This is a genomic window from Pedobacter psychrodurus, assembly GCF_004331735.1.
GTDB lineage: Bacteria > Bacteroidota > Bacteroidia > Sphingobacteriales > Sphingobacteriaceae > Pedobacter > Pedobacter psychrodurus.
This window is the reverse complement of the sequence record NZ_SJSO01000034.1, coordinates 26081-40944: the sequence shown is the minus strand read 5'-3', so window position 1 is coordinate 40944 and position 14864 is coordinate 26081. Positions and strand designations below refer to the sequence as shown.

Genomic DNA, 14864 nt, shown 5'->3' with positions numbered 1-14864 from the left:
ATAAGCTGGATGAATGGGCAAAGGAAAACAATGTTGAACTGCTTTTTATCGAGCCTGGAGAACCAACACAGAACGCATATATAGAAAGATGCAATGGAAGCATCAGAAGAGAATTGTTAAATGCCTACATATTTCACTCCCTGGATGATGTGAGGGAGAAAGTGGAGGAATGGATGATGGACTATAATTACCATCGACCACATCAAGCGTTGAACTTCAAATCTCCCATCGATTTATTGAAGGAAATTTGAGGACAAAATTATACTTTTGAGTGGTCTGAAAAACAGGGGAGCTTACATGTCGAGTTCAGTACCCAAAGAAGCCCGTCCATTACCGAACATATATTTTCTCAGATAAATGCTCCTCGGAAGAACGATGTCAGCAATAAGGCCATTATTAAACTTATGTTCATAAGAGAATGTCGGGATGATTGGGCTCTGAGCACTTTGATCGATATTGACCAATACCCCAGCTGTCATTTTTGTCCGCTGGTTTGCCTTTAATACCATCGTTCCCGTGAAGATTCCTTTTATGCGCTCGAAATGTTTCTCGCTTCCATCCACTAAAAAGCTTGATGAATAAATCATCCTTTTCTTGAACAGGCTTGAGAAATAGGTAAAATTCAACGAGCTAAACAGATAATTGAAATCTTCTTCGGTTCGAAATGCCAAACCTCCTGCAGCTGGTATATTATCTGCTTGGGTCCTGGTGGGGATTTCGCTAAAAGTGTGCACCAGTTTTCATTCCAAAATGTGCACCACGCTTTTTACTTTTTGAGATTATAATGCAATTATTTTGTAGTTCAGACCAAGCCGCAATCATATCGTGAAAACTAAATGTGACAGGTGTGTGTTAGATATCATGAAGTAAATCAGTTAATTAAGCGGTAAAAACGGATGATTTCATATATTGCTTAATATTTTTGCTGAATAGGTACATAGCTACAGGATAATATGAATACTAGAAGAGATTTTCTACAAAAACTAGGTGCATCGGCATTGATGCTGCAATTGAGTTCAATATCGACATTTGCGAACGCTCCTGATCAGATCGAACAGCCTTATGAGGGTAAGGTACTCAGAGTAGCCATCATGGGTTTAGGTGGATATGGCACCCGTGTAGCAGAAGCTATGAAGGCCTGTACCAAGGCGAAACTGGTAGGTGTAATTAGCGGTACGCCTTCAAAAATTAAAGAATGGCAAACGAAGTACAACATTCCTGAAAAGAATTGCTATAACTATGACAACTTCGATCAGGTAAAAAATAATCCAGATATAGATGCGATTTATGTGATTACACCAAACGCACTGCACCATAGTCAGGTTATACGTGTAGCAAAAGCCGGAAAACATGCCATATGCGAGAAACCGATGGCATTGAATGCCAAAGAGGGACAAGAGATGGTTGATGCTTGTAAAAAAGCAAATGTAAAGTTATTGGTTGGCTATAGGTTGCATTTTGAACCCCGTACGCTGGAGGTGGTCCGAATGAGAAATGTGGGCGACTTCGGTAAGATCATGTTTTTTCAGGGACAATGTGGTTTTAAAATAGGCGATCCTATGCAGTGGCGACTAAACAAAGCGCTTGCGGGCGGGGGATCAATGATGGATATTGGAATCTATGCAATTAACGGGGCAAGGTATATGGTGGGCGAAGAGCCGGTTTGGGTGACGGCTCAGGAAACCAAGACCGACCCTATAAAGTTTAAAGATGGTGTAGATGAAACCATACAATTTCAATTAGGTTTCCCGAGTGGTGCGGTAGCCTCCTGCTTGTCTAGTTATAACATTAATCACCTGGATAGATTTTTTATGAGTGGCGACAAAGGATTTGCAGAAATGCAACCTTTTACTGGTTATGGTCCGATCAAGGGTAGGACTCATAACGGTGAACTCACGCAGCCCATAGTTACGCATCAAACTGTACAGATGGATGAAATGGCAACTATTATTTTTGAAGATAACAAGCCGGTAGTTCCTGTAAACGGAGAGGAAGGCTTGAAGGATCTTAAAATTATTGATGCTATCTACCAGGCTGTAAAAACAGGAAAAAAAGTCAAATTACAACTTCTTTAGTCCGCCAATACATTTGTATAATATTTACGTTGAAACCGATAAATGCAATTTATACATGTGATTAATTAGCTGATCTCCAATACTTATAAGTTATTTCAGGCGATAACCTCTATATAGTGAACATTGAGCATAATCATAAAAGACTCAATTATTTTCAAAAGGTAACTCTGCAATAGTTGAATGAAGGTTCTCTAATTTTTAAGTGAGGCAATTTTCACATTTTTAATAACGCTTTTTTCCGACCTTAATAGTAAGTTTTCAACTTTTAAATCAGGACGGAAAGAAATCATAGTGCGCTGACCAGCAATTTCAGTATCAATTAATGACCCGCCAAATTTGTTATCATATTTAACAATCATTCGTACTTTAAACGGTTTATCTGTACCAGCCAAATTTTCAATAGCATAATTACGCACACTGTTTGGCGATCCCCCCTCACGTAAGGATTTCTCAGTACCAGAAAAATTCTGAAGCTGTCCATTTCCATATTGTGCCCTTTTATATTTTGGACTGATTTGAACTTCAGAAGAATGGTCTTCACTGTCTGCGCCTAGAAAAAGTGCACCTAGTTTTCCATTTAATTCAGTGCCCGGTTCTACGTCGAAGGTCAATAGGAACGAAGAAGACCCTGTAGGAAATGTGGAAGTTTTTTTAATTTCTTTTGACAGTAACCTTTCTTTTTCGATTGCAGGTATGATTTCGTTCATCCACTTTGTTCCAATTCTGCCATCGGGAGCCTGGACCATTTCATGTATAGCTAGTGTACCACCCCAAACTGCTATTGGAATCCATCCAGCCAGCAAAAACCGACCGTTGCTTATTTCTGTAACGGCTGGCACATTCATTCCATTATAAAAGTCAAGCCCTGCTTTAACACCCTCTACAAATTTGTCCGCTGTTGCACCTGCTGGTTTTGACCAAAAACCGGTAAAACCACCAATAACGTAGTCATAATTTTGCCAGCGAAAGAAAAATGTACAATCGCCGCCAGGAGGGAAGTTTGGATTTACGGATTGCCAGCCACCATCAATGGACTTGGATTCCCACGTCCCTTTTGCTCCATAATTTGCCAACATGCGCAAGCGTCCTTCCGGATCTGTATAAACACTAGGGTTTTCGCAAGGATGAAATAAGATTTTTGATTTCTTGAAATTACTGATCCCATCTTCACTAATGGAATAGGTAGATCCAGCAGGATAGCCAGGAATGGTGTCGTATCGGAAAGCGCCCGTAATGCCATGTTTATTGTAGTAATCCCACTGTAAAGGCAACATGGTTTGTTCCTTAGGGTAGATCCGTGTGGTATGTAATCCGTAACTGATACAAAGTTTATTGTCAAAAATAAAAGGTGTACCGGTTCCAAGCGTCTCCCATTGTTTCTCCACAGGCGTGGCGGCATCGTGTTCAACCCAGGTTTTAAAATCGGTGGTGGAGAGGTGCTCAAAGTAATGGCCTCCTTTTCCAAATTTGCTGGCGTGACCACGGCGGTCAAATAAATAGAATAAATGGTAACGCCCCTTATGAAAGAAAGTAGCAACATCTCCCACCCAGGCATTATGTCCCTGAGGGGTCCAGTATTGAATTTCAGACAAAGTTCTGGGTTTTTTCAAAGCCACTCTTTGTGGCTGCATTTCAGGGGAAAAAATTTCCGCTTTTAAAATAACGGAAGGATTTATGCTCCAGGTGCTTTGTTCGCCCCATTTTGGATATCCTATGGGAAAGTCATTATCAAGAAGTTCATTATCAACGTATAAAGTCCACCGAACTCCGGAAAAATGAAGCACAAGCTCATGTTCTCCATTTAGTTTTTCCAACATCCCTAAAGGAATACCCACAGACATATCCCGTGGACCATTAGGCTCCGTTGGAGAATGAAGCCGAAGAGTCGCTTCTAATGCTGGATCAGAACCATCTGGCAATAAATAAGCAGGATAGTTCTGACGTTTTCGATCCTTAGCGTCGTGCTGAAACATAGTCACTTTTAACACTTCAGGGATTTCAATAAGTGTCTTATTCGCACTTCCTACTTTAAGATTGACCAGTAATTTTATGGTAAAGCTATTGCTATCTGACGGGGATTTGAAAATTGCGCTTCTTGTTTTTGACGAAAGCGTACTTAGCGCAGATCCTCCGGTAAATGTCCACGGTGTTGAGCGCAATATCAATTTAACAGCCTGTTGTTTTGATTGCGCATAAAGCGTCACGGATAATCCCATCATCAACATCAGGCAAACCGATATTTTAATGATTAATTTCATAACTTATAATTTTTGATTTTCCAATTCTTTAGAATTGTTGATTTTCTTTATTTTTTTCTCTTATCGTAGCAGGTGACCGTTGGAAAATTCTGAACATTTAATGCCCGATGTAATACCATTATATAACGCACTGTTCCAGCAACAACTTTGTTGAATTTACCAAGATTAAAATCCTTCTCAAGCTGAATAAGGATTGAAAGGGATATATTAGTCACCATCAAAATCTGCAGGTTCTGATATTGCTTTATACTGGAAAAGTAAAGCCTTGTAAAGGCACGTCAGTCTTCATAATCGGGAAGGAAATAAATTAGAATAAGCGGCCTGTTCTTTTTTAGGTCATTGTCGCCAAACGGATATGAATCTAACCACTTTAAACGATTAAAGCAAAAATGCCAAACTTTTTCGTATTGCTATTGATCAATCACTGCTCGAGCGGAAACATTTGAGCTTAGTTAAAAATCCCTATACACAAAAACAAATCCCATTTTTCGATGCGCTCCGGATGGCCAAGTCATAGATAAGCCAGCCGATGCTGGATTTATTTTTTTGTCGCCTTGTAATATGCCGTTGTTGCTACCGGATCAGAAACGGTGATCTTGACCAGCCTGGCGTTATGGTTGTGCAGCTCTATAGGCTGTTTCATGAATGGGCCCCAGTAACAGAAATATCCTAAATGCCTTTCATCCAGACCCTTTACAAAGGCTTCGGGAATATCGTAATCTGTTATCTTGTAAGTTCCCCTAAGTATGCGCTGGGATTTTTCAGTTTCTTCAAATTGTTTGTTGATCATCTTCCAGATATTAAAGAAAATTAAGTCGGCAGCTTCCATTTTCCTTGCATTGGTAAAGGTTGCCCATTTCTTCGGCGAATATCCCAGGTACATATTTACCTTGAACACTTCTTTGCCTTTCCCATGGATGATTTCCAGTACGGTCTGGATAGTATCGCGGGTTAACTCATATGTGGAATTCTGCAACCAGTCATCGCTTTTAGCAATCGGCCAGTCGATCTTGGTGTAACCTATACGCAGCAGCGCTTTAACACGCGTATCAAAGTCCTTATAATCGCTCAAATGCAGTTTAAGCCCGTCAACATCAGGGGTAATGGGCTTTTGGGCGAACAGGCTTGAACTGATGATTAACAGGAATAAGGCTTGGAGCAAAAATTTGGTTTTCATAAAGAAATGTTTGGGTGAGCGAAAATTGTCAGCCGAAAATACGGAGTATTTAACAAATCCAAAAAAATAGTCCTAAAAATGTCAAATGGACCCTCGCTGGTGAACGCGTACCTCGTGTGCATGTTTGGATAAACCAGAGTAGATTGACCCCGTCTCACCGGAAATAATTTTATTGTAAATTGTTGCTTGCCTTAATGTTACTAAATTGGCGAGAAGGGGTCTAATGGATTGGTTTGTCCACATTGATGTCCTTCAAGCTTAGACTATGTGTATCTTCAGGAATCATGCAAATAAATAAGGTTTTGTGATTAGAGTTCTAAATTAATAAATATTTGCCCTAAATGTAAGGACATACGGTTATAATCTTAGTCATGCATGTTATTATAAATTCTGAATGAACAAGGTAATTTTGCTCATTCATTTTTCCTTGATTATAGGTTATAATATGAAAAATTTGTAATTTTAGTTATTATGTTATGATAAATTTGTGATCTGCATAGTTATATCGCTTTTTTACTCGAAAAATTTGTAAGGCCCATTTATGATTTTTTTGTAGAAATAGCTTTTATATTATGAAAAATTTGTGTTAATGCTGCCTTTTGAATCGTTTAGTAAGAAAAATTTGTAATTAAATCTATGGATAATACAATACCACTACATCTTCAGGAAGTTATTTTTTCTTCAAGTAATCCGGAGATCAGCCGAGCGATCGGCAAACTGACCAAAAGTGGTGAGCTTAGAAAGATCGCTCCGAGGATTTATACTCCAAACTTTGATGAAGATCCAGGAGAAATCATCAGGCGCAATATTTTTAAGATCATAGGTCAACTATATCCTGGAACTATCTTAAGTCACCGTTCAGCTTTAGAATATAAACCTACCTCAACCGGAGACCTTTTTCTTACTAGTTCCCATAACAGAAAGATAGAATTACCAGGAGTGATCCTGAATATTATGAAAGGGCCTGACATTTTACCAGGGGATAATGTTTTTAGCGGACAGCTTCATGTTTCCCAGCAGGAAAGGGCATTGCTTGAAAATCTCCAGTCAAGTAAGAAGGTCGGGGCAACATCAAAGGCGCTAGCTTTACCTGAAATTGAGGAACGTCTTGATCAGGTAGTCAGAATAAAAGGTGAAGAAGGTCTTAATGCTTTGAGAGACAGGGCAAGAGAGATCAGTATTGAACTGGGTATGGAAAAGGAGTTTGAGAAGCTAAATAGGATGGTCAGTGCTATGCTGACCACAAAGCCTTCTGATTTGTTGACCTCACCTGTCGCAATTGCAAGGGCATTTGGACATCCTTACGATCCACTACGTTTGTCCCTTTTTGAAAAATTGTTTGTAGAATTGCAACAAAGGGAGTTTGCTGACATCCCGGAAGTAAATACTTCTATTAAGGCATTCCGTAATTTTGCTTTTTTTGAAGCGTATTTTTCCAATTTTATTGAAGGCACTAAGTTCAAAATTGAGGAAGCAAAGCAAATCATCGAGACAGGAAAGCCGCTTCCGGCCAGAGACGAAGATTCGCATGATGTTTTGGGTACTTACCAAATCGTTAGTAATAGATCAGAAATGAGTATCACTCCGGAAAATCCGGATCATTTGCTCCAAATCCTGCAGTACAGACACAAGATTATGCTCAGCGCTCGTCCGCACAAAAATCCAGGAGAATTTAAGGATAAAAATAACCGTGCTGGTGATACCGAATTCGTCGATCATAAACTCGTAAGGGGGACACTCACACAAGGGTTTGATTTTTACAGGGGGCTGCAAAACTCTTTCGCGAGGGCCGCTTATATGATGTTTATGATCAGTGAAGTACATCCTTTCTTAGATGGAAATGGTAGGATAGCCAGAGTGATGATGAACGCAGAGTTGGCAAGCGTGGGACAGTCTAAAATTATTATTCCTACAGTATATAGGGAAGACTATCTAGGGGGATTAAGACAGTTGACACGCAGACAAGAGCCCGATACATATATTAGGATGCTTCAACGTGCTCAGCTGTTTAGCATAGCTATCAACGGTGAGGATATGGATCGAATGCAAAATGTTTTAACTGAAAGCAATGCTTTTAAAGAAGGGGAAGATTACATCCTTCAAATCGTTAAATCTCAGCGGATGCCATGGGAAAGTGATGAGGAGGATCAAGCGCCTCAACGTGGTATTGGACGCTAATAACTGACTTGATGCCTTCAAGTTAAAGTGATAAATAGTATTTCTTTGCAAGCAGCATAGCGTAAAAGCTTACTTTAGTTAACAGTACATTTATTAAGCATTGCCGAATATTACATGAGGGTTACTACCAGTCAAAAATGGAATCCCATGCCACAATAATAGTAGTCACTTTTGATGTTCACTAAAAAACAAAAATGATTATTCCTAGTTCCAAAAAAATAATCCCACAGAAGGCGGTTACAATCTTGGGCAAACAAGGTGTCAATGTAAATCCTGAAAAAGCCATTGCCATACTTGATTTTATGTATTTGTTGGCGAACCTCCGTTTTATGGAACGGATCAAATCATCTTCAAAAGTCTTTTGATTATGTCCAGTGGGTATAACCTATTTGGCCAGACAACACTTTAATTTTTAAAACTATTGACACTATGGAAAACACAGAGAACATAGATCCAAATCGATTACATGATCTTACAACAGACGAAGTAAAATCCTACCCGATTTTTGCTCATTTTTCAGATAACCAAGCTAGTGAGGTAATACAGACAATTAAAAAGCTAACAGAAATAGTTCTTTACGACCATTTTAAAAAAGAAAAGCAACGACCAGTAACTTGATCTTTTGAAGATAGTCGAACCTTAAAATTCTGATTATCAGTGTAACGTAGTGATTTCCGATTGGGTTGACTGAAGCGGAGTCGAACTAATAATTGGCTTGTTATCAGTGCGTTACAGTATAGCTGTAGTTCGTTGAAAAATAAGAAAGCCTTGAAAGTACTAAAAGTTCGACTTTCAAGGCTTTTTGCTGATTTGGTAGCGGGGAGCAGGATCGAACTGCCGACCTCAGGGTTATGAATTGTCCTGCTAGTTTGTAATTGTCTGTTAGTTAATCTTTTATTGCGTAGAAGTAAACATCTGCATTATTTAATGCGCCAAAAAATGTTTACAGATCCTAAAATTATTTTAAACGACGACTTATCTATAAGATCGTACATTACCTTTTACTATGATGGCAAAAGGTTTCGTGAGTATAATGGCAAGAAGCTAAAACTTGACATCAATCCTAATTACTCTAAAACGCTAACTGATAGAAAACGATTATTGAATCGACTCTGCTTTGAATTCAAAAAGTCTTTAACCTCGGGATGGTCTCCTTATGAATTTGACAACCAAAAAAACATTAGTTTGAGAGATGCCCTAGATATTGTCTTGGAGGAAAAGCTTAAATCTGAATATAGTAGAACCTATAAGCGTGATCTTTCTAGTCTGCACGAACGATTCATTAATTTTCTACCGCCATCAATATTAAATCAATATGTTAAAAGTCTAGATAGTAGATATATAGAGAATTTCTTGAGCAACTTCAAAAGTTCCAACCGCAATTATATGAATAAAAGAAGGTCGCTGTCTGTGTTTTTTTCAGAAATGTTGCGAATGGGCTTCGCCAGTAAAAATCTCGTTTTAAGTACTAAAAGTTTGAAGACGAAATCTGTTCTTCATCAAACATATACCAAAGATGAATTAAACTCCGTTCTTAATTTTTTGAAAGCTGAGTACCCAAATCTGCATTTATGTTGTTTGATTACCTATGGTTGTTTTTTACGACCACATGAGGAGGTCAGGCTGTTAACAAAAAAACATATTTCAGAGGATTTGGAACAAATTAACTTGTCAGGTAAAGAAAACAAGAGTGGCAGAAATCGTAATGTATTTATTCCCAATTATATTAAAATTGAACTTGCAAAGCGTATTAACGAAACCTCCGATGGTGAAAACAATATTTTCTCACTTACAAATGAGCCATTTAATAATGATTACTTTAGGACTCAATGGTCAAGAGCTAAAAGCATTATGTTGAAGAAGGGAATTATCAAAAAAGATCAAACCATTTATTCTTTTCGTCACACAGCAGCCGTAAACGTATATCGTAAAACGAAAGACCTAGATATTTTACAACAATTACTACAGCACTCCAATATGATTGTAACGCTAAACTATCTACGTGGCTTAGGCGAAATTAGTGACGAGCGTTTAAAAGATGTTTTACCAGAGCTATAACTAAAATTTATATCCAAAACTTAATCTTATTTCTTTAGTTAAGAGCTAGGTTTAAGTTTTGGATATTGTTTCGCTTTTCTCCACTATTTCTTGAAATTTTTCTAACAGCTCTTCATATTGCGAAATGATATCATCTTTTCTATCCAACTGTTCTTTGAAATCAGTAATTGATAATTCCGCCTTATCGAGCTTATTTTTTGTAATGAAAAAATCTTGATATAATTTTGCTTCAATAGGCGTATTGCAATTTTTATCTATTTCAATTAACATCTGCCAGTGATGTTGAAATTTCAGTCTTGACTTCGAGTTTGAAGGTTTTAAAATAAAATTCACATCATCATTTGATAATAAGCTAACCCCATTAATGTAGCCTTCAGAATCTATTCCGAAACTTGTTATTTTCCAGTTATTAAGAGCCAAAAAATCCAATAAATTACCTTCCTTATCTGTGAAAGCAACCAATTCTTCTATGTGGTAAACATTTCCGTAGTGGTTATTATAAGGAACCTTTATAAAACAAATAATGTATGGTGGACTACAGACAACAGCTTGTATTATATCAGTATTTCTTTCGACTTTATTATCATCCCAAATCGAGTAATAAACTGGCGAAAGTATCAGGTGCGGATTTCCACTACGTCGATTAACACAAGTTAGGTTTATTAGTCGTTGTATATTCTTTGCTCTCTGCATATAATTGGATAGTTACCTTTACTGAAGCTAAAGTAGCAATTCAATAAGATTAATTTCAACGATTTGACATAATATCCAAAAAAGGTTATAATCTCTTTATTTAGGGGGGAAGTTTACGTTTTGGGTATTCAGTGTTAAGATTTGTTGGGAAGACTACCCTTATAAAAGATAGGGATGAAGATAATTAAACTTTCACGGAATCAGTCCAAGGTCACTTCCCTTTAATTAAAGGACGATTAGCAGATAGATAAAAATTAATGGATTTTGATCGCATTTGTAGCAAAAATTTGAGCGAATTTTCAAAAAAATTTCACACGAACTTGTTCCTTTACCTTTAGGAGGGGAAACAACCACGAAGAAGTTTGGAGAAAGCAAAAAGACGAGGGATACAGCATGGGTATTGACTCGGAATGCTTGGCATGAAGGTACGAAAAATTACTGATATTCTGTCTCTTCTAGTTACTTCTTATCGTCATTAATTTGTCTGTTTTGATCTTATAAACCTCCGCAATATCAGAATTCAATCTAGTACTTTTGATTAGGCTATTGTAAATATATTTTTCCGCTATCTATCGATAATGAGGCTTTAAAGATTAGAATAGCCCTTGTTTATGCTTTTACTATCAATCCGAAAATTTTAAGTCAAATTCGTATGTAGGCTAAATGAGTAGTAGTTGTCGCCACTGTTTGGAAATGGAGTTATAGTCAATTCCCGTATTTGCTGGGCTTGTACTTGGTAAAGAGATATATTTTATTCCGCTTTTCCTGTCGAAATGCTTGTCAAAAAGTGCTTGCGATTTTGATCCATTGAAAGCGATAACTTTTAATTTTTTGTGGGTTGCGATAAATCCATCTAAATCATTTGGCTCTTCATCTTCAATTGCACTGTCAAGACTGCCTTTTCTATTTGCTTTGTGCGCTACGTCCCAAATGCCAATATTTGATTTTAATAAAAGTAATTTTTTATCCGAGTATAAGATTGGTAACTCATTTCCTGTAATGGCCGAAATGATCTTCCAAAACCTGTTTCGTGAATGTCCATAATATTCCCCAATTTCAAGAGATTTGTCCCCAGGCATCGTTCCTAAAATTAAAATGGTCGTGGAGATATTTGAAATTGGAGCGAATGAAGTTTTAGTGTGTTTCTCGGCTACCTCAATTATTTGCTTAGCGGTTTCTGGTTTTTCTGGTGTTGACTTTTTGCTATCCATTGCTGATTGTCCGATTAGAGAAACAGTCGAACCGTCACGATGAAAAGTAGTCGCATAGTTTTTCGTTCTGCCATGAATCTGAAATGCCTGAATTGTTGAGTTATCCTTTTTATGATACCAACCATTTTCATTTAATTTATCTGCAATTTCATGGGTTGTCATCGGTCGTCCAATTTCTCGCAAAAGTTTTGCTATAGCTTCGTGTAACGTCATAAAGGAATTTATAAAAGTGGTTTAAAACATTTACCAGATTAATTTTAATCTCTTAATTGTTCTAAATCTTCAATTGATAATATATGCTTCTCTTTACAATAGTTTTCAACTTCTGTGTCGTTTGCAAAATAGTGGTCACAGAATTCATCTAATTCTTTTTCTGCACCCGAAACATATTTTTCACTTGCTGTCATTAATTTTTCAGTTTGATCTATGAATTTCTCAAATTCCTTGTTCATTTTACAAAGTTTATCGATCGTCTTAAAATCTAAGTCACGAAAAATAGAAGGATAAAGTACCTTGCTTTGATATGGATTCGCGTTAAGTTCAATAATCCCGATTCCGAAAGATTGGTTTAATCTTGCCATTTCTTCATTCAAACTATCGCTAAATTCAAAGGCCACTAAATAACCATAATTCGCCCAGCTTGAATTCGAAACAGCCTGAAAGAAAGCTTTTTTGAGTTCGCTATCACTGTTAATTTCTCTCTTAAGTTCATAAGAGCTAATCTTGAAGGTGTCAACACGATTAATTGACTTTAAAAAATTTTGACTAGCTTTTGTTTGTAGGGTTAAAAATTTAATTCCAACCATGTCAGGATGTGTCCAAATTTGGTTACTATCCTTTCCGTTCGATTGTTCATGAAAAATGGTCTTTGAGTAAGTATCTGTGTTTTTGAGATAACTACTTAGAAGCTTATGTAAATCTCTTTCTTCGTAAGTTTTTGATTTACCCGTTTTTAGTGGTTTTATTGTTAGCACCTCATTGTCGCCACTTAAAATTTCAACCCCGATATTCTGTTCGTTTTTTGTTAGGTAGTATGAGTATGTTCCTCCGGCTTGTTTAATTCGTTTTACTCTACTATCGCCATTGCGAATAAAATCACCTAGCACAGCAGAAATTGTTGAGCCTGGGGTTTTCGATACGTTAAAGTCGTAATATTTTTTGTCAAGAATATGATTTAGAACAGCTAAATAATTTGTAATATTATTTATGTCCTCTAAGCTTTTTAATACGGCTTCTTTTAATGTCATGGGAGGTTGAGTGATTAATTTAGTTAGGCAATATATTAATTTTTGCTGAAAGCAAAATATCCAGAATTCAATCTTATTTCTTTATTTAACGGGGTAGGTTCGAGTTTTGGATATGCTCATTTTTTATTTAAATATTACTCTAATAAAGATGTAACGAAACTACCAACTATACTTTTATGGGGGATAGTAGCTAAACAGATTTCATTTCGTTCGTTAACATTATTTAAAATATTGCCAATTTCCTCTTCTAAGAAGATATTATTTGCATCTTGGAAAATAGTAAGTAAAAGCTTTCCATTCAGTTATTTTATTTCTTCCACTTGTGTATTCATAATTTGACGCATTAAAATAAAAGAAAATTTCACACCTTCTTTTTCAGTAATGATGTCCTTAAAGAAAACTTTATTGTCGTTAGAATATTCTGTTGGAAAACTTATTGTTAAATATGTCATTTTCTTTTTTGAAGGTTCCCAAAATCGATATTTTACTTCTTTATGCCCTTCATATTTCTTTAAGAATTTGTCTATCGTCTGGCCATTTTTATACCAATTTACCAGAGACATATTTACCCATACTTCATCCCAACTTTTGAAAAATGGAAAGTGTGCAACAACATTACGAACGAATTTAAATAGTTCACTTCCTATTTCAGATTCCATTGGTGGTCTGGCAATTTTAAGTTTCTCTATAACCCACTTCAATGGCTCATAATTTAATAATTCAGCATAAATCGAAAATGCCTGCTTAATTTTGGAAAACCGCTCCCATTCATCTTTTTCCCAAAACGTATCATCCATCACCTCATCATAAATGTCGTAAAAACGATTATATGCTAATGTCAGAAATTGAAATTCGGGTTCTTTGGGATTCGTTTCGCTCATAAATTATTGCTAAATTTCAATTTAAAATCTTTGGTTGAATTTAGTGCATTCAATCCACATTAAGTAACTTCTGTTCTTTGATGGTCTTTCAATGATGGATTAAAGGCATTATTTTATCAACTAATCCTACCGTTTCAGTTATCATCGGAACTATTTTGGTTAGACCTTCCCATAAAGATTTAAGTACAGATGTTTTAGGTTTTTCTTTGCTTACTTCTTCGTTAAAACTATCAAAAAGTTCTCCAGCTTCTTTGTTTTCAGATTTTTCTACAAGGAACTTTACTATTTCAAGTGCTTGTGCTGATTCCTCATTATAATTTGTTTTTATAGTATTGAATGCTTCTGTAAAAGTCGAACGATTATAAATCGTTGAATTTTGTATATTTTCAAATTTATCTCCCATAATTATTTCATTTTTAACATTTATTAAATTTGTTGGTATATTTCTTTCGTTAGAATTTTTGAAGAGAGTTTTAGTAGGGATAGATAATTTGATGTTCTTTCCTCGGTTCTCCTGTAAACTTTTTACAGCTTCTTCTATGCTATCAACCTCGATGGTTTTTGTTTCAAAGCTGTCAAACTCATTTGTTTTGGTATTTTTAAAAAAATCAAATAGTTCTTTTAAAATTTCATCCAAGACGTGGAAAATCAAGGACAGGCAAAGAAATGACGAATTGGTTTCACTTCTAAAACTTAGATATAATTGCTTATATCTAATAATTTCAGTAACGTCTTTGGATGAGAATTCTCTTTTTATTTCCGAGATTGAAGAAATGTTATTATTCCAAATACTGCTAAATGCATTGTCCCCAGACCAAATTTCTAATTCTTTTAATTTTTCTGTAATAGGGTTATAAATATTTTCGATAATAGGTTCAAATTTGTTATGGATTTCATTTTGAAGATCATTATACTGCAATTTATCAATATAGTTTTTGTCAGGCTTTAACTCATTTCTCCGAATATCAAGCTTACTTATTTCATCACATAGTGGGATATATTTTTCTATTAATTCAGTTTTTTTACTCTCCAAAAAATCAATAAATTTAAAGAGTGCTTTAATTTTATGCGGTATCATAGTAATGT

General features: G+C 36.1%; 13 protein-coding genes. 5 read left to right on the top strand and 8 right to left on the bottom strand.

Annotation, left to right across the window (positions count from 1 at the left end; genetic code table 11):
• Nucleotides 1–251: integrase core domain-containing protein (locus EZ456_RS23910; protein ID WP_131532053.1), on the top strand; the 251-nt coding region annotated here is incomplete at its 5' end.
• Nucleotides 252–293: 42 nt separating this feature from the next.
• Here EZ456_RS23910 and EZ456_RS23905 read toward each other — a convergent pair.
• Entirely contained in the window at nucleotides 294–671 is a 378-nt protein-coding gene (locus tag EZ456_RS23905) for a hypothetical protein (protein WP_205945164.1), read from the bottom strand.
• Nucleotides 672–953: 282 nt separating this feature from the next.
• Between EZ456_RS23905 and EZ456_RS23900 the strand changes: the two genes are divergently transcribed.
• Entirely contained in the window at nucleotides 954–2075 is a 1122-nt protein-coding gene (locus EZ456_RS23900; protein ID WP_131534563.1) for a Gfo/Idh/MocA family protein, read from the top strand.
• Nucleotides 2076–2266: 191 nt separating this feature from the next.
• Here the strand turns inward: EZ456_RS23900 and EZ456_RS23895 are convergent, their stop codons facing one another.
• Nucleotides 2267–4333, bottom strand: a complete 2067-nt coding sequence (locus EZ456_RS23895; RefSeq protein WP_131534561.1) for a glycoside hydrolase family protein — start codon at nucleotides 4331–4333, stop codon at nucleotides 2267–2269.
• A gap of 538 nt (nucleotides 4334–4871) precedes the next feature.
• Entirely contained in the window at nucleotides 4872–5510 is a 639-nt protein-coding gene (locus EZ456_RS23890) for a hypothetical protein (RefSeq protein ID WP_131534559.1), read from the bottom strand.
• 636 nt (nucleotides 5511–6146) lie between these two features.
• Here EZ456_RS23890 and EZ456_RS23885 point away from each other — a divergent pair.
• The 3 genes from EZ456_RS23885 to EZ456_RS23875 all read left to right on the top strand — a co-directional run bounded on the left by EZ456_RS23885 (nucleotide 6147) and on the right by EZ456_RS23875 (nucleotide 9746).
• Nucleotides 6147–7688 carry a Fic family protein gene (locus EZ456_RS23885; protein WP_131534557.1) on the top strand — a complete coding sequence of 514 codons (1542 nt, stop codon included), beginning with the start codon at nucleotides 6147–6149 and terminating at the stop codon, nucleotides 7686–7688.
• Between the two features lie 429 nt (nucleotides 7689–8117).
• Nucleotides 8118–8306 (top strand): hypothetical protein, encoded by a 189-nt coding sequence (locus EZ456_RS23880; RefSeq protein WP_131534556.1) that lies wholly within the window; start codon nucleotides 8118–8120, stop codon nucleotides 8304–8306.
• A 321-nt stretch (nucleotides 8307–8627) separates the two neighbouring features.
• Nucleotides 8628–9746, top strand: coding sequence for a tyrosine-type recombinase/integrase (locus EZ456_RS23875; RefSeq protein ID WP_165501402.1), 1119 nt, complete (start codon nucleotides 8628–8630; stop codon nucleotides 9744–9746).
• A gap of 51 nt (nucleotides 9747–9797) precedes the next feature.
• Here the strand turns inward: EZ456_RS23875 and EZ456_RS23870 are convergent, their stop codons facing one another.
• The 5 genes from EZ456_RS23870 to EZ456_RS23850 all read right to left on the bottom strand — a co-directional run bounded on the left by EZ456_RS23870 (nucleotide 9798) and on the right by EZ456_RS23850 (nucleotide 14856).
• Nucleotides 9798–10439 (bottom strand): hypothetical protein, encoded by a 642-nt coding sequence (locus EZ456_RS23870; protein WP_131534552.1) that lies wholly within the window; start codon nucleotides 10437–10439, stop codon nucleotides 9798–9800.
• A 659-nt stretch (nucleotides 10440–11098) separates the two neighbouring features.
• Nucleotides 11099–11863 carry a DNA-deoxyinosine glycosylase gene (locus tag EZ456_RS23865; RefSeq protein WP_205945163.1) on the bottom strand — a complete coding sequence of 255 codons (765 nt, stop codon included), beginning with the start codon at nucleotides 11861–11863 and terminating at the stop codon, nucleotides 11099–11101.
• A 44-nt stretch (nucleotides 11864–11907) separates the two neighbouring features.
• Complete coding sequence (locus EZ456_RS23860; RefSeq protein WP_131534550.1) at nucleotides 11908–12897, bottom strand: hypothetical protein; 990 nt, start codon at nucleotides 12895–12897, stop codon at nucleotides 11908–11910.
• Between the two features lie 302 nt (nucleotides 12898–13199).
• The gene (locus EZ456_RS23855) at nucleotides 13200–13778 is read right to left on the bottom strand and encodes a hypothetical protein (protein WP_131534548.1); all 579 of its coding nucleotides are present in this window, start codon (nucleotides 13776–13778) and stop codon (nucleotides 13200–13202) included.
• Between the two features lie 88 nt (nucleotides 13779–13866).
• The gene (locus EZ456_RS23850; RefSeq protein ID WP_131534546.1) at nucleotides 13867–14856 is read right to left on the bottom strand and encodes a hypothetical protein; all 990 of its coding nucleotides are present in this window, start codon (nucleotides 14854–14856) and stop codon (nucleotides 13867–13869) included.
• Nucleotides 14857–14864: the final 8 nt, after the last annotated feature.